Here is a 15,471-nt window from a genome sequence, read left to right on the forward strand (position 1 = left end):
CGCCGCTCATTTGAGCGGCGTTTCTTGTACTACTTCAGACAGCGTCCGGCTTACAGCGCCATGTCAGCCGCCGGATTGGCTTGCGGGGCAACGCCCGGCTTGGCCGGTGCCGCGGTAGTGCCAGGCTTGCCGATTACCGGCGGTGTGTCCAGTTGCAGGACCTCGCTGGTGTACGCCCATTCCTGGGCTACGCGCTCAGGACTATCGTTGAGCTTGGTGCCGTAGCTTGGCACGATCTGGCGCAGTTTTTCCTGCCAGGCCGGGCTGGCGACCTTGTCCTTGAAGACCTTCTCAAGCACGTTCAGCATGATCGGTGCGGCAGTCGAGGCGCCTGGCGAGGCACCCAGCAGGCCGGCGATGCTGCCATCCTGGGAGGCAACCACTTCGGTACCGAGTTTCAGCACGCCGCCCTTCTCTTCGTCACGCTTGATGATCTGCACGCGCTGGCCGGCCTGCCACAGGCGCCAGTCTTCCTGCTTGGCGTCCGGGAAGTACTCTTTCAGCGCGTTGAAGCGGTCTTCGTCCGACAGCATCAGCTGGCCGGCCAGGTATTCGACCAGTGGATACTGTTCGATACCGACCTTGGTCATCGGCCACACGTTGTGGGTGGTGGTGCTGGTCAGCAGGTCGAAGTACGAACCGTTCTTCAGGAACTTGGTGGAGAACGTTGCGAACGGGCCAAACAGGATCACGCGCTTGCCATCGAGCACGCGGGTGTCCAAGTGCGGAACCGACATCGGCGGTGCGCCCACCGAAGCCTTGCCATACGCCTTCGCCAGGTGCAGTTGGGCGACGGTCGGGTTTTCGGTGACCAGGAACGAACCACCTACCGGGAAACCGGCGTATTCACGCGCTTCCGGGATGTCGGACTTCTGCAGCAGGTGCAACGCACCGCCGCCGGCGCCGATGAACACAAACTTGGCGTCGGTCTCGGTTTCGGTACCGTCTTTCAGGTTCGTGTACGAAACGCGCCAGGTGCCGTCTTCGTTGCGGGTGATTTCTTCCACTTCGCTGGACAGCTTGAGGGAGAAGTTCGGCTTGGTTTGCAGGTAAGTCGCGAATTGGCGGGTGATTTCGCCGAAGTTCACGTCAGTACCCAACGGGCTCCAGGTGGCCGCGACTTTCTGGCTCGGGTCACGCCCTTGCATCATCAGCGGAACCCACTTGCTGATCTGCGCAGGGTCTTCGGAATACTGCATGCCGGCGAACAACGGGCTGGCCTGGAGCGCTTCGTAGCGCTTCTTCAGGAACGCGATGTTGTCATCACCCCAGACGAAGCTCATGTGCGGCGTGGAGTTAATGAACGAGCGCGGGTTCTTCAGCACACCGTTCTTGACCTGCCAGGACCAGAACTGACGGGAGATCTGGAACGCTTCGTTGATCTCGATGGCCTTGACGATCTCGACCTTGCCATTCTTGTCTTCCGGCGTGTAGTTCAGCTCGGCCAGTGCAGAGTGACCCGTACCGGCATTGTTCCAACCGTTGGAACTCTCTTCGGCAACACCGTCCAGGCGCTCGACCATTTCCATGGTCCAGCCCGGCTCCAGCTCATTGAGCCAGACGCCGAGAGTCGAGCTCATGATGCCCCCACCAATGAGCAAGACATCCACTTTTTTTGGCTCGGCGGCGTGCGTGGTCGCAAGACCCATCGCCATCGCCAGGCCCAGTAGCGCCGTGTGTGTTTTCTTCAACATGTGTGTATCCCTAGGATGAACGCCATTCCGTCCACCGGTCCTGATCAAGGATAGATCACATCCACGGCCAGCAATGCTGGGGGATGGATCGAGACGGACTGGAGGATGGACCTACAGGGCCGAGCATATTCGTCGGCCTCTCGTTTATGTCTCTCCGGCGCTGACTTCTTGTAGGTCTTGGCTTCAGCTGGGTGAGGGACGCTGCAAACGGTGTTCATCGGGCCTGGCGTGGCCGTGCCCGATTGTCGCAGCGGGGGGAGTTTACATAAGGAAATAAACAGACCGAAGCGCATTTTTACATTCTTGGCAAAAACGCCGACCAAATGACGGCATTTTAATGGCCTGATCCGCAGTGAGCCTGGATTCAAGCCCCTTTGGCCCGGAGCAGACCTCCTGTGGGAGCGAGCTTGCTCGCGATGAGGCCGGGACATGCAACATCGATGTTGACTGATCGGCCGCTAATCGCGAGCAAGCTCGCTCCCACTGGGATGGGTGGGGCTAACAGGTTTTGTGGTCCTACCCGAGGATCTGACTCAACACCGCCCGCAACTTGCCAGGCTTCACCGGTTTGTTGAGCAGCGGAGCATCCAGCTTGCGCAGGGCGCGGCGGCACTGGTCGCTGCGGTCGGCGGTGATGATGACCGCCGGGATCGCCTGGTGGAAATGCTCGCGCAGGTGCTTGACCACTTCACAGCCGACGACCCCATGATCCAGGTGAAAATCCGCCAGGATCAACTCCGGCGCGCGGTTTTGCAGCACGTCAAGGGCGCCCGCCTCGTCGGTGGCGGTCAACACCTCGCAACCCCATTGCCCCAACAGCGCGGCCATGCTTTGCAAGATGCTCAGTTCGTTGTCGATCACCAACAAACGCCGCCCCGGCAGTGGGTTGCCGACGACCGCCTGGGCCGGGGCCTGGGATACGGGTTGCGGTTTTTCACTGGACAGCGGCACCTCGATGCTGAACACCGAACCTCGTCCCGGGCGCGAACGCACCTGTACCCGGTAACCGAGGATATGGGCGATGCGTTCGACGATCGCCAACCCCAGGCCCACGCCTTTGCGATCCGCCGCCCGGCCGACGTCCAGTTGATTGAACTCGAGGAAAATCGACTCCAGGCAATCGGCGGCGATGCCCCGTCCCGTGTCCCAGACTTCCAGGCTCAGGCGCCCTCCCCGACGTCTGGCCGCCAGGAGAATGCCGCCTTGATTGGTGTAGCGGCAGGCATTGCTCAGCAGATTGCGCAGGATACGGCTGATCAATCGCAGGTCAGTCAGCACCGCTTCGTCGCCAAACCGTACCCGCAGCTCCAACCCGGCGGCACCGGCTACCGATTGAAACTCCGACACCAGCGGCCCCAGCAACTCATCCAGCCGATACGGCGCCAGGTCGGGCTTGACGGCGGCCTGGTCGAGCCGGGAAATGTCCAGCAGGTCGGTGAGCAGGTCTTCGGCCCCTTCGAGCGCTTGATGAGTGCGTTCCACCAGCACGTGCTCGGCGGCAGGCAACTGGCGTTCACGCAAGGTGGCGATCAGCAGGCGGGCCGCGTTGAGGGGCTGCAACAGATCATGGCTGGCGGCGGCCAGGTACTTGTCCTTGCTGCGGTTGGCGGCCTGGGCGACATCCCGGGCATCGCGCAATTGCTGCTCTATCTGCTCGCGTTGGGCAATCTGCTGCTGCAGGTTGTGGTTGGCTTCCAGCAACGCATCGGTGCGCTCGGCCACCCGTTGCTCGAGTTGGTCATTGAGTTGTTGCAGGTGTCGGCGGGCCTGTTCCAGCTCATCGAGACGGGCCGTCAGTTCCGGGTAGTGACTCTTGCGCGTCGAGTGATTGCCCAGCCCCAGCAGCCCGGCCAGGGCTTTTTGCTGCTCGTCAGAGGGCTTCGCCATAGACGACCTCGACATCCCGCTGGCTCGACTCCCGAGGATTGGTGAGGATGCACGGGTCGTGCATCGCATGTTGCGACAGGAACGGAATGTCCGACGTGCTGACACCGTGCAGGCCCAGGGTCTCGTGGAAACCGATGGTGCGCTTGAGGGCAATCAGGTGCTCCACCAGCCGGCCGCGGATCTGCCGGTGATTGAGCCCCCGGCAATCGATGCCCAGGGTCTCGGCAATCACCTTGAAACGCTCCGGTGCCGAGTTGTAGTTGAACGCCACCACATGCTCCACCAGTACCGCGTTGCACAAGCCATGGGGCAAATCGAGGAAACCGCCCAGGCTGTGGGACATCGCATGCACCGCCCCGAGGATCGCGTTGGAGAACGCCAGCCCGGCCTGCATGCTGCCCAGCATGATTTTTTCCCGCAGGGCGACGTCCGCCGGGTTGGCGATCATCTGCACCAGGTTGTTGTTGATCAGGCGCATGGCTTCCAGTGCATGGGGGTCGGTCAACGGGCCGTGGCCGGTGGACACGAAGGCCTCGATGGCATGCACCAGGGCGTCGATGCCGGTACAGGCGGACAGGAACGGGTCCATGCTCAGGGTGGTTTCCGGGTCGATCAACGACACGTCCGGCACCGCCGCCTTGCTGACGATGGAAAACTTCATGCGTTCTTGCTGGTTGGAGATGATCACGAACTGCGACACGTCCGCCGACGTCCCCGCCGTGGTGGGAATCAAGATCAGTGGCGGGCTGGGCACGTGCAGGGTATCGACGCCTTCGAACTCGAGGATGTTGCGGCCATGGGCGACGACAATGCCGATGCCTTTGCCGCAATCCATCGGGCTGCCACCGCCCACGGCGACGATGACATCGCAATGGTTTTCCCGGTACAGGTCAGCGCCGAGCATCACTTCCTCGACCCGGGGATTGGGCGAGACCGCGCTGTAGATGCAGTAATCGATACCTTGGGCCTGGAGGCTGGCTTCGACGTCCGCCACCCAACCGGCGGCGATGACCCCGGGATCGGTGACGATCAGCACTTTGCGCGCGCCGAAGGTCTTGGCGTAGTTGCCGACATTGTGCCGACAACCGGCACCGAACATGATTTCAGGGGAAACGAACTTGCGCAGCGGGCTGAGGCTCATCTTTTCAGTGACGTGGCTCATCGGTAAGCCTGTTGTTATTGTCTGGGATACCTTGAGCCTAAAGCATCCCACGGTGATTGCAATCCGACCAATGGGGTAGCCCGGCCTGAACGCCTCAGGCCGGGCCGGCACTCATCGGTTGGCGAAGTACATCGTCACTTCAAAGCCGATACGCAGGTCGGTGTACGCGGGTTTAGTCCACATGGGTCTTTCCTCTTCTTGTACCGGGCGATTCCGGCAAGGTCATTAATGCACGCCACGCCTGGGGCTCGAATGCTACTTTCGAAGCGGTGGGTGGGGTGCGTTGGTATTGGATGGGTGACATGCCATTGCATAACCCTTGTGGGAGCGAGCTTGCTCGCGATGAGGCCGGGACATTCAACATTGGTGTTGACTGATCGACCGCTATCGCGAGCAAGCTCGCTCCCACAGGGGGAGTGCTGTGTTACCGGGTTAGAAGAAGCCCAGCGGATTGATGTCGTAGCTCACCAGCAGGTTCTTGGTCTGCTGGTAGTGGTCGAGCATCATCTTGTGGGTTTCACGACCCACGCCGGACTTCTTGTAGCCACCGAACGCGGCATGGGCCGGGTACAGGTGGTAGCAGTTGGTCCACACGCGACCGGCCTTGATCGCCCGGCCCATGCGGTAGGCGCGGTTGATGTCGCGGGTCCACAGGCCGGCACCGAGGCCGAACTCGGTGTCGTTGGCGATGGCCAGGGCTTCGGCTTCGTCCTTGAAGGTGGTCACGCCCACCACTGGACCGAAGATTTCCTCCTGGAACACACGCATTTTGTTGTGGCCCTTGAGCAGGGTCGGCTGGATGTAATAGCCGCTCGACAAATCACCCTCGAGTCGCTCGGCAGCGCCGCCGGTGAGCAGCTCGGCGCCTTCTTGCTGGGCAATCTCAAGGTACGACAGGATCTTATCGAATTGCTGCTCGGACGCCTGGGCGCCGACCATGGTCTCGGTGTCCAGCGGGTTGCCGCGCTTGATCTTGGCGATCTTTTTCATCACCTCGGCCATGAACGGCACATAGATCGATTCTTGTACCAAGGCACGAGATGGGCAGGTGCAGACTTCGCCCTGGTTGAAAAACGCCAGCACCAGGCCTTCAGCCGCCTTTTCGATAAAGGCCGGCTCGGCTTGCATGATGTCTTCGAAGAAGATGTTTGGCGACTTGCCGCCCAGCTCCACGGTAGACGGGATGATGTTCTCGGCGGCGCACTTCATGATGTGCGAGCCCACCGGGGTGGAGCCGGTGAAGGCGATCTTGGCGATACGCTTGCTGGTGGCCAGGGCTTCACCGGCTTCGCGGCCGAAACCATGGACGATGTTCAACACCCCGGGTGGCAGCAGGTCGGCGATCAGTTCCGCGAAGACCATGATCGACAGCGGCGTCTGTTCGGCTGGCTTGAGCACGATGCAGTTACCGGCGGCCAGGGCCGGGGCGAGTTTCCAGGCAGCCATCAGCAGCGGGAAGTTCCACGGGATGATCTGCCCGACCACGCCCAGCGGCTCGTGGAAATGATAGGCGGTGGTCAGTTCGTTGATCTCGGCCGCCCCACCCTCTTGGGCGCGAATGCAGCCAGCGAAGTAACGGAAATGGTCGGCCGCCAACGGCACGTCGGCATTGAGGGTCTCGCGCACGGCCTTGCCGTTGTCCCAGGTCTCGCTGACGGCGAGGACTTCCAGGTTCTGCTCGATGCGGTCAGCGATTTTCAGCAGCACCCGCGAGCGGTCCTGCACCGAGGTCTTGCCCCAGGCGTCGGCGGCGGCATGGGCCGCATCCAGTGCCTTGTCGATGTCGGCGGCGTTGGAGCGCGGGAATTGGGCAATGACTTCGCCGTTGACCGGGGACGTGTTGGTGAAATACTCACCGTTGACCGGCGCGACGAATTCGCCGCCGATGAAATTGCCGTAGCGCGGTTTGAAGGAAACGACGGCGCCTGGGGTTCCGGGTTGTGCGTAGATCATGATGGGGCCTCTGCCTGGTCGATGCCTGTCACGGGACAGGCGATAGGCCGATGGTAGAGAGCCCCATGCCGTGGACGAATGCGTCATTGGCAGGGGGCTCTCTCGTTATTTGGTCGTAGGTTTTGCCGCGATCCGAGGATGACCCGGGCTTTATTGTGGGAGCGAGCTTGCTCGCGATGGCGGCGGATCAGTCAACATCGATGCAAGATGTTCTGGCCTCATCGCGAGCAAGCTCGCTCCCACAGGTTCTACATTTGCCAAGGTTGGCTCAGCGCTTGGCGACAAGCTCTTTCGGCAACTTGAAGGTCCAGAGCATGCCGCCCTGGTTGAAGTCCTTCACGCGTTTGGCCACCTCGCCGCCCCACAGCGGCACAGCACCGCCCCAGCCGGAAACCACGGAGACGTATTGCTCACCGTCCATTTCCCATGTGATGGGCGAGCCAAGCACGCCGGAGCCGGTCTGGAATTCCCAGACCTTTTCGCCAGTCTTGGCGTTGAACGCCTGGAGGAACCCTTCAGGCGTGCCGGTGAACACCAGGTTGCCCTTGGTGGTCAGGACCCCGCCCCACAGCGGCGCGAAGTTCTTGTGGCGCCAGACTTCCTTGCCGGTCTTGGGGTCGATGGCCCGCAGCACGCCGATGTAATCCTCGTTCAGCGGCTTGATGGTGAACCCGGCCCCGAGGAACGCCGCGCCTTTCTTGTAGGCGATGCCTTCGTTCCAGATGTCCATGCCCCATTCGTTGGACGGCACGTAGAACAGGCCGGTGTCCTGGTTGTAGGCCATGGGCATCCAGTTTTTCGCACCGAGAAAGGCCGGGGCGACGAACACCGAACTGCCCTTGGCTTCGCTGCCCGGTGCGCCCGGACGGCTGGCCTCGTTGTAGATCGGCCGCCCGTCCTTGTCCAAGCCAGTGGCCCAGGTGATCTTGTCGACAAACGGGAAGCCGCGGATGAACTTCCCGTTGGTGCGGTCGAGCACGTAGAAGAAGCCGTTCCGGTCGGCCGTTGCCGCAGCCTTGATGTCTTTGCCGCCTTCCTTGTAGTTGAACGAGATCAGCTCATTGACGCCGTCATAGTCCCAGCCGTCATGGGGCGTACTCTGGAAATGCCACTTGATGGTGCCGTCGTCCGGGTTCAGGGCCAGGCGCGACGACGAATAGAGGTTGTCGCCAGGACGCAGGTGGGAATTCCAAGGGGCCGGGTTGCCGGTGCCGAACAGCAGCAGGTTGGTTTCCGGGTCGTAGTAGCCCCCCAGCCAAGGCGCCGCGCCGCCGGTTTTCCAAAGATCGCCCGGCCAGGTCTTGCCCGCCTCGCCACCGGAGATACCGTTCTCGACCGCCTTGCCGTCCTTGTAGACGTAACCCATGTGACCTTCCACCGTCGGGCGGGTCCACAGCAGTTCGCCATTCTTCGGATCGTAGGCGCTGATCTGGCCGACCACGCCGAATTCGCCACCGGCCACACCGGTGATCAGCTTGCCATTCACCACCATGGGCGCGGCGCTGATGGAATAACCTTCCTTGTGGTCGGCCACCTTCTTGCTCCACACCACTTTGCCGGTGTCCTTGTTCAAGGCCACCAGCTTGGCGTCGAGGGTGCCGAAGAACACCAGGTCGCCATACAGCGCTACGCCGCGATTGATCACATCGCAGCAAGGGCGGATGTCATCGGGCAGGCGCGCGTCGTATTGCCACAGTTTCTTGCCGGTGCGCGCATCCACCGCGAACACCCGCGAATAGGAACCGGTGAGGTACATCACCCCGTCCTTGATCATCGGCTGGGCCTGCTGGCCGCGCTGCTTTTCGCCACCGAAGGAGAACGCCCAGACCGGGCGCAAGTCCTTGATGTTGTTGACATTGAGGCTGTCGAGCGGGCTGTAGCGCTGGCCCTGGACGCCCAGGCCGTTGGTCACGATCTGCTGCGGGTTTTTCGGGTCCTGGAGAATTTCCTGATCGGTCACGGCGGCCAAGGCCGAACCTGACAGCAGCATGGCACTGAGCAGCAGGCTCACGGCGAAGGGTTGGCGACGTGCGGGATGAGTCATGACGGCTACCTCTGCGGTTATTGTTATACCCGGGAAATTTTCCCGGTCTGCCACAGATTCTTGGGCTCGGGGCCCTCGCCAACAATTGCCCGCTGTGTTGAGTTTTCTAGTTCCTTGGTACATGTAAGCAGAGCAGAGAACCACCGTCAGACACCCAGTGACCCGGCGCTGTTCGACGGGCCAACGGCAGAACTAAATCCCGGCGATGCACGACCACACGCAAATGTCGACGTGCTACCCTCAGATGTGACAGGGCGGAGGAAAAAATGGACGTCTTAAAAAAAGGGCAGGCTTTTAAGAAGTGTCATTCGCTCTGGACCCAATATGGAAAAACGGCTGGTGAAATCGCCACTTCATCCTCGCGGCTGGCCATGATACCGTCCAGTCTTAGCCTTGCAGCTTGGATCCGACCCCGACTTATCAAATATAAATTGGACGGTGGTTTCGGCCTGTGACATTTCGGGAGGATAACTTGTTGTATCTCCATTGGCACCTTGGAGGAACATTGACAAGTTGTGCCACTGCCCATCTTGCCTCATGGCATCTGGGGATTTAGCCCAACCGTGATCGCGATAGTTGCCAGACTTCCCATTCCAGGTATCCAAACTCAAGTTGACATTTGCCTTATTACCACCGGACTGACCATTGAATCTAGTAATCCTGTACCTAAGAATTTCCGCGGTCCACTGCTGCTGACTAGTACCGCCGACGGTTACGTTCCTTCGATGCGTTTTCACCACCGCTTCACCCTTAAAATTACCAGTTGAGCAGGTAATTTGCCGTTCTGTGAAGCCACCATCAGGCACATCACCCACATAGGCGTAGGCTTTCGCAGGAATTGCACTTATCAGGAGCATCAGGAACGCGGACACCGTAACGCCTGTAGTTGTTTCAAAACTATGTTTCATTAGAAATCCCTTCCTCGCATTACCCTAAGATTCGCTAAGCTTATTGGCCTTGGATCAGTCCATTGACCATTGCGATATCCACCAACGCAGAAAAAACCTTCTCGTGCAGCCTTGTCATCTGCGAACCGGCGTTTTTTTCACTCTGGCCTCGGTTCTGGAGGCTGTCTACTGTCAGATTCTACAGGTCAAGTTCTGATCCGATGAACGGCCAACTCAGCGACATCGTTCGACATCGACAAACAAACACCAGCTCGCAAAGAAATTAGTTAGTTATCGATTGCAACTTATCTGATCCAGGACCTCAAAAAATATGCAAGCATCTAATCAACAAGTTTAATGACTCGTGTTGCAAGTAACAAAATGCCCTCACCGAAATGACTTGGAGGCATTTTGACTCCAGCAAGTGGTAATCCTGTTGATGACTCAGGGTTCAGAAAAGTGAATGTAATTCTTGAAGTAGAAAAATCCCCCTCGCCTTGAAAGCTTCAACCAGCCTGGACTATTGATGCTTGACATCTACTCGCTTCATCTTCGCCCGCTCATAACGCGGATAAAGATGACTGACGCTGCGAATCAACTCATACCGAGTCAAGCTGATCCCCGCAAAGCGCTCGGGAATGGGGCCGCGGATCATCTCGGCCATGTCGTCGCCTCGGGTAGCACCGTCGCGCATCAGTTGGTCGAGCCAGCCCAGGTAATCACGCATCTGCGCGAAAGGCTGGGCGTCACTCGCGACCGGGCCGTGGCCAGGCACGATCTGCTTCCAGGGCAAGGCCTGCAAGGTGTCCAGGTCCTTGAGCCAGACTTCCAGACCGGGGCTGTTGGGCGTGGTCAGGGCCCGCTCGTAGAACACCAGGTCGCCGGCGAACAACACGCCAGTGGTTTCATCCAGGATCGCCAGGTCCGCGCCGGTGTGCCCGGCCAATGCCAGCAGACGCAACGAATGATCGCCCACCTTCAACGTCTCGGCCACCAGCACTTGGGTTGGCAGTACCACCTCGGTGCCGCGCATCCAGTCGCCCACCAGCCGGTACATGTTCTCCGCCAGCGCATCACCCTGTTGTCGCAGCAGGTCGGTGGTGCCCGCCAAGGCACCGATAGGCACGTCGCTGAACGCCTGGTTGCCCAATACGTGGTCAGGGTGATGATGGGTCAGCAAGACCTGGATGACCGGCTTGTCGGTGGTCGCCGCAATGGCCTGGCGCAGCGCCTCGCCGTAGCGTTTCGACGGCCCGGTGTCGATCACCACCACGCCGGCCTCGGTGACGATGAACGCCGTATTGACGATATTGCCGCCGTTGGCCTTGGCAAAGTTCTCGGTGCTGCCTTCCAGCAGCCAGGTGCCTGCGGCGATCTGCCGGGGCTTGAGTGAATAGTCGGTGGCGGACCATGCCGGCAGGCACAGGCCAAGACAGAGCAGTAACAGCCAGCGCATGGCGCGCTCCTTCTGGTCAGGGAATGGCCGCCTCGAACGCGTTGCCGCTGTTGTCGCGCAGCACCAGGCGGGTCTGTCCCGGGCCTTGGATATCGAAGCCCAGGTTGGGGTTTTCGCTGACCGCCGGGAACAGCTCCAGGCGCGCCAACACCTGGCCGTCGGCGTCCAGCAGTTGCGCGTGGTTGAGGAAAAACTCCGGGATGCCGCTCACCAGGCCGTTGTCCATTGGATGGTTGACTTGCAGGCGCAGGCGACTCGAATCCCCTCGCGGATAACGGCCGCCCAGCACCTCGCCCAAGTGTTCCTCCCAGCCCGGCTGGGTGCGCACCACGCTGGGAGCAGTGCAGCCGCCACCGGCTGCATCGATCAGGGTCGAACCGACGTGCCACAGACCATCGCGGGTCTGCACGGCGGCGCGCAACGGCGTGGCTTGCTCGATGCGAATACGGACCGACAGCCAAGGCAGCACCCGCTCCCCGGGTTGGAAATCGACGATTTTCGGCAGCGGGTTCAGCTCGGCCCAGGCCAGTACCCGTATGACGTCGCCGGCAAAGGCCCGGGCATCGATTTCCAGTGGCACCTGTCGCGCATCTTCGGCAAACGGTGGTGCCAGCAGCCGCACCCGGTCGTCGAACACGAACGGCGCGTCCCCCAGCAACTGCTTGTGATAAAAGGCCCACATCACCGACGGCACCGGATCCTTCCCCGGCTCGACCGCCATCGCCAGCCACGGCAGGCATCCTAACAGCAGGCCATACGCTCGCCAGTTCATCCCTGCGCTCCTATTGGTACATTTCGGGTACGTCGTAGCGCAGGCCATAGCGGGCATACATCGCCTTGAGGCTGCCGTCGCGGATCAAGCCTTCCAGCGCCTCTTCCACCGCGTAGGCCAACTGACGGTTGCTTTCGTGCACCGCCATGCCGATTTCCCAGCGTTGCTTGCCCATGTTTGGATAGGCATTCTCCGCCAGCGCCAGCTGCTGATCGGCCGCCTCATGCACCTGCCAGTCAACTTCCCCGCGCATGGCCATGACGGCGTCGACCTCTCCGGCCTGCATGGCCCCGAAAGCCTTGGCGACGCTGGGGTAATGGCGAGTCTTGGCGCTGAGCATGCCGTTGAACACCGAGGTCAGGTAGAACGACGGCACACTGTCGACCTCCACCCCGATGGGGTGTTGCTGGAACACGGCGACGCTGCCCACCGACTCCAGCCGGCGACGGTCATACGCCACCTGCCAGCATTCCTGCTGATAGGGACCGAACATCACCACCTGGACGTTTTCCAGTTCCCCGATGTCGTTGCGTCTTTGCACGTAGTCGTGATCGTACGGCACCCGCATCATCAGGTCGGCCAGTTGCCGGTCGTGCAACGGGCTGCTGCGCCAGATGTAGTCGCGCAGATCGTCGTCGAGCTTCTCGCCGGGTGGTGCCCACATCAGTTTCAGACGCACGCCCATGGCCTTGGCCAGGGCTTGCGCCAATTCAACATCAACCCCCCGGGGCTGGCCCTGGTCTTCAAAACTGTAGGGTGCGAAATCCTTGTAGACCGCCACCTTCAACTCCCCGGCGGCGATCATCTGGTCGTAGCTGCGCACCTGCGCCTGCACCGCCTGGCCAAACAGCAAGAGGCTGCACATTACCCACGCGAACAGGCGCATGGCACTCACTCCTCGAGGTGTACGCTGTCGAGGTAGGTGCGCACCGCCCACAAGGCCTCCTGGCTCAGGTAGTCGGCCATTTTCGGCATATAGACCCGGCCGTCGCGCACCGCACCGTGGCGCACGCGTTCGACGAACCACTCATCGCCGGCTTCGGCGGCGTCGAGCATGCGCAGGTCCGGGGCGATCCCGCCGGACTTGGCCTCCAGGCCATGGCAGGCCGCGCAGTTCTGGTTGTAGGCCGAGGCGCCGATCTCCACGGCTTTTTCACGCTCGGGAGCATTGCGATACGGGTTCTGGGCAGCCCATCCATCGGCGTCCAACGGCAAGTTGGTGTCCTTGATCGGGGTCAGTCCCTTGGTTTCCACTGCTTGGGGCACTACGTTGCCATGGGCCCATGCGGAGCCTGCGCCGGTCAGCCCCATCCATAATGCGGTAGCGATGATGGCGTTGCGTTTTGTTGTCATTGTTATGCCCTCTGGATTGCACGCAAGACCTCTTGGCAGAGGCCGTGCCGTCATCTTAGGAACCCTGTGCCGCCAGCCGAATGCTGCTTTGGTGGCCGGGGTCTAGTTCCTTGGTAGCAGGCCATCCGACGCAAGTCGCAAAGACAGGCGGTTTGGGAAATCTTCCCGGCAAAGGCGGGACTTTTTCCGTATCGGCGGCCCCCGGCGCAACCCAACCTAGTCAGGCCAAAACCTTTCACTGGGAACTGCCACCATGAGAATAAAAACGCTACCCGCCCTCTCCTCCCTGACGGTTGCCTTGCTGCTGGCCGGCAGTCTGTCGCTAAGCCCCTTGGCCAGCGCCGCAGCGCCAGGGGTCAGTTGGGAAGACATCGCCAACGACCACCTGACCACCCAGGACGTGTTGCAATACGGCATGGGCACCAACGCCCAGCGCTGGAGCCCGCTGGCCCAGGTCAACGACAAGAACGTGTTCAAGCTGACCCCGGCCTGGTCCTACTCATTCGGCGACGAGAAGCAGCGCGGCCAGGAATCCCAGGCCATCGTCAGCGACGGCGTGGTGTACGTCACCGGTTCGTACTCGCGGGTGTTCGCCCTCGACGCCAAGACCGGCAAGCGCCTGTGGACCTACAACCACCGGCTGCCGGACAACATTCGTCCGTGCTGCGACGTGGTCAATCGGGGTGCGGCCATCTATGGCGACAAGATCTACTTCGGCACCCTGGATGCGCGCGTGGTCGCCCTGGATAAGAACACCGGCAAAGTGGTGTGGAACAAGAAGTTCGGTGATCACGCCGGCGGCTACACCATGACCGGCGCCCCGGTGCTGATCAAGGACAAGACCAGCGGCAAGGTCCTGCTGATCCACGGCAGTTCCGGTGATGAGTTCGGTGTGGTCGGGCAATTGTTCGCCCGCGACCCGGACACGGGTGAGGAAGTCTGGATGCGCCCGTTCGTCGAAGGTCACATGGGCCGCCTCAACGGCAAGGACAGCACGCCGACCGGCGACGTCAAGGCGCCCTCCTGGCCCGACGACAAGACCACCGAGACCGGCAAGGTCGAGGCCTGGAGCCATGGCGGCGGCGCACCTTGGCAGAGCGCCAGTTTCGATCCCGAGACCAACACCATCATCGTCGGCGCGGGCAACCCCGCCCCCTGGAACACCTGGGCGCGCACGTCCAAGGACGGCAACCCCCATGATTACGACAGCCTCTACACCTCCGGCCAGGTCGGGGTCGACCCAAGCACCGGCGAGGTGAAGTGGTTCTACCAACACACGCCCAACGACGCCTGGGATTTCTCCGGCAACAACGAGCTGGTGCTGTTCGACTACAAGGACAAGGACGGCAAGGTGGTCAAGGCCACCGCCCACGCCGACCGCAACGGTTTCTTCTACGTGGTGGACCGCAACAACGGCAAGCTGCAGAACGCCTTCCCCTTCGTCGACAACATCACCTGGGCCAGCCACATCGACCTGAAGACCGGCCGCCCGGTGGAAAACCCCGGCCAGCGCCCGGCCAAGCCATTGCCCGGTGAAACCAAGGGCAAACCGGTTGAAGTCTCGCCGCCCTTCCTCGGCGGCAAGAACTGGAACCCCATGGCCTACAGCCAGGACACCGGCCTGTTCTACGTCCCCGGCAACCAGTGGAAAGAGGAGTACTGGACCGAGGAAGTGAACTACAAGAAAGGTTCGGCCTACCTGGGCATGGGCTTCCGCATCAAGCGCATGTACGACGATCACGTCGGCAGCCTGCGAGCGATGAACCCCACCACCGGCAAAGTGGTCTGGGAACACAAGGAACCGCTACCGCTGTGGGCCGGCGTGCTGGCGACCAAGGGCAACCTGGTGTTCACCGGCACCGGCGACGGCTTCTTCAAGGCCTTCGACGCGAAGACCGGCAAGGAACTGTGGAAATTCCAGACCGGCAGCGGCATCGTCTCCCCGCCCATCACCTGGGAGCAGGACGGCGAGCAGTTCATCGGCGTGACCGTCGGCTACGGCGGCGCCGTGCCGCTGTGGGGCGGCGACATGGCCGAACTGACCAAGCCCGTGGCCCAGGGCGGGTCGTTCTGGGTATTCAAGATCCCGAGTTGGGATAAGGCGACGGCGCAGAAATAGCCCGAACCCACCTGGGCCCCGACCCACACCATAACCCCTGTGGGAGCGAGCTTGCTCGCGATAGCGCAGTGTCAGTCAACATCAATGCCGGCTGAACCACCGCCATCGCGAGCAAGCTCGCTCCCACAGAAAAGCGAGTTCGAG

The 15,471-nt window shown here is 61.3% G+C and carries 12 protein-coding genes; 1 reads left to right on the forward strand and 11 read right to left on the reverse strand.

The annotated features are described in order from the left end of the window. Positions 1-50: 50 nt before the first annotated feature. The 11 genes from mqo to pedF form a co-directional block, all read right to left on the reverse strand. Complete coding sequence (gene mqo / locus ACLH0I_RS16655; RefSeq protein ID WP_411384806.1) at positions 51-1,694, reverse strand: malate dehydrogenase (quinone); 1,644 nt, start codon at positions 1,692-1,694, stop codon at positions 51-53. Between the two features lie 516 nt (positions 1,695-2,210). Continuing rightward, the gene (locus ACLH0I_RS16660; protein ID WP_411384807.1) at positions 2,211-3,581 is read right to left on the reverse strand and encodes a NahK/ErcS family hybrid sensor histidine kinase/response regulator; all 1,371 of its coding nucleotides are present in this window, start codon (positions 3,579-3,581) and stop codon (positions 2,211-2,213) included. Further along, the gene (gene ercA, locus ACLH0I_RS16665; RefSeq protein WP_250962090.1) at positions 3,565-4,722 is read right to left on the reverse strand and encodes an alcohol dehydrogenase-like regulatory protein ErcA; all 1,158 of its coding nucleotides are present in this window, start codon (positions 4,720-4,722) and stop codon (positions 3,565-3,567) included. The genes ACLH0I_RS16660 and ercA overlap by 17 nt, the downstream gene beginning before the upstream one ends. A gap of 132 nt (positions 4,723-4,854) precedes the next feature. Next, the gene (pqqA, locus tag ACLH0I_RS16670; protein WP_003243383.1) at positions 4,855-4,926 is read right to left on the reverse strand and encodes a pyrroloquinoline quinone precursor peptide PqqA; all 72 of its coding nucleotides are present in this window, start codon (positions 4,924-4,926) and stop codon (positions 4,855-4,857) included. A 249-nt stretch (positions 4,927-5,175) separates the two neighbouring features. After that, positions 5,176-6,696 carry an aldehyde dehydrogenase family protein gene (locus ACLH0I_RS16675; RefSeq protein ID WP_186707619.1) on the reverse strand — a complete coding sequence of 507 codons (1,521 nt, stop codon included), beginning with the start codon at positions 6,694-6,696 and terminating at the stop codon, positions 5,176-5,178. A 268-nt stretch (positions 6,697-6,964) separates the two neighbouring features. Next, positions 6,965-8,740, reverse strand: a complete 1,776-nt coding sequence (locus ACLH0I_RS16680) for a PQQ-dependent methanol/ethanol family dehydrogenase (RefSeq protein ID WP_411384808.1) — start codon at positions 8,738-8,740, stop codon at positions 6,965-6,967. A 353-nt stretch (positions 8,741-9,093) separates the two neighbouring features. Then, complete coding sequence (locus ACLH0I_RS16685) at positions 9,094-9,648, reverse strand: hypothetical protein (protein ID WP_411384809.1); 555 nt, start codon at positions 9,646-9,648, stop codon at positions 9,094-9,096. A gap of 499 nt (positions 9,649-10,147) precedes the next feature. Then, on the reverse strand, positions 10,148-11,083 hold the full coding sequence (locus ACLH0I_RS16690) for a quinoprotein relay system zinc metallohydrolase 1 (RefSeq protein ID WP_411384810.1): 936 nt from the start codon (positions 11,081-11,083) through the stop codon (positions 10,148-10,150). Between the two features lie 16 nt (positions 11,084-11,099). Further along, positions 11,100-11,855, reverse strand: coding sequence for a quinoprotein dehydrogenase-associated SoxYZ-like carrier (locus ACLH0I_RS16695; protein WP_250962031.1), 756 nt, complete (start codon positions 11,853-11,855; stop codon positions 11,100-11,102). Positions 11,856-11,865: 10 nt separating this feature from the next. Continuing rightward, positions 11,866-12,741 carry a substrate-binding periplasmic protein gene (locus ACLH0I_RS16700; protein WP_250962032.1) on the reverse strand — a complete coding sequence of 292 codons (876 nt, stop codon included), beginning with the start codon at positions 12,739-12,741 and terminating at the stop codon, positions 11,866-11,868. A 5-nt stretch (positions 12,742-12,746) separates the two neighbouring features. Then, positions 12,747-13,208, reverse strand: coding sequence for a cytochrome c-550 PedF (gene pedF, locus ACLH0I_RS16705; RefSeq protein ID WP_411384811.1), 462 nt, complete (start codon positions 13,206-13,208; stop codon positions 12,747-12,749). A gap of 253 nt (positions 13,209-13,461) precedes the next feature. On the opposite strand from pedF, the gene exaA reads away from it, so the two are divergent. Beyond that, positions 13,462-15,327, forward strand: coding sequence for a quinoprotein ethanol dehydrogenase (exaA, locus tag ACLH0I_RS16710; RefSeq protein WP_411384812.1), 1,866 nt, complete (start codon positions 13,462-13,464; stop codon positions 15,325-15,327). Positions 15,328-15,471: the final 144 nt, after the last annotated feature.

Origin of the sequence: Pseudomonas sp. MPB03 (genome assembly GCF_046605385.1) — a bacterium.
GTDB classification, from domain to species: Bacteria; Pseudomonadota; Gammaproteobacteria; order Pseudomonadales; family Pseudomonadaceae; genus Aquipseudomonas; species Aquipseudomonas zanjanensis.

Bases quoted from the DNA above. Each gene is read 5' to 3' on its own strand.
- mqo (WP_411384806.1), bottom strand. From the start codon at position 1,694: ATGTTGAAGAAAACACACACGGCGCTACTGGGCCTGGCGATGGCGATG.
- ACLH0I_RS16660 (WP_411384807.1), bottom strand. From the start codon at position 3,581: ATGGCGAAGCCCTCTGACGAGCAGCAAAAAGCCCTGGCCGGGCTGCTG.
- ercA (WP_250962090.1), bottom strand. From the start codon at position 4,722: ATGAGCCTCAGCCCGCTGCGCAAGTTCGTTTCCCCTGAAATCATGTTC.
- ACLH0I_RS16675 (WP_186707619.1), bottom strand. From the start codon at position 6,696: ATGATCTACGCACAACCCGGAACCCCAGGCGCCGTCGTTTCCTTCAAA.
- ACLH0I_RS16680 (WP_411384808.1), bottom strand. From the start codon at position 8,740: ATGACTCATCCCGCACGTCGCCAACCCTTCGCCGTGAGCCTGCTGCTC.
- ACLH0I_RS16685 (WP_411384809.1), bottom strand. From the start codon at position 9,648: ATGAAACATAGTTTTGAAACAACTACAGGCGTTACGGTGTCCGCGTTC.
- ACLH0I_RS16690 (WP_411384810.1), bottom strand. From the start codon at position 11,083: ATGCGCTGGCTGTTACTGCTCTGTCTTGGCCTGTGCCTGCCGGCATGG.
- ACLH0I_RS16695 (WP_250962031.1), bottom strand. From the start codon at position 11,855: ATGAACTGGCGAGCGTATGGCCTGCTGTTAGGATGCCTGCCGTGGCTG.
- ACLH0I_RS16700 (WP_250962032.1), bottom strand. From the start codon at position 12,741: ATGCGCCTGTTCGCGTGGGTAATGTGCAGCCTCTTGCTGTTTGGCCAG.
- pedF (WP_411384811.1), bottom strand. From the start codon at position 13,208: ATGACAACAAAACGCAACGCCATCATCGCTACCGCATTATGGATGGGG.
- exaA (WP_411384812.1), top strand. From the start codon at position 13,462: ATGAGAATAAAAACGCTACCCGCCCTCTCCTCCCTGACGGTTGCCTTG.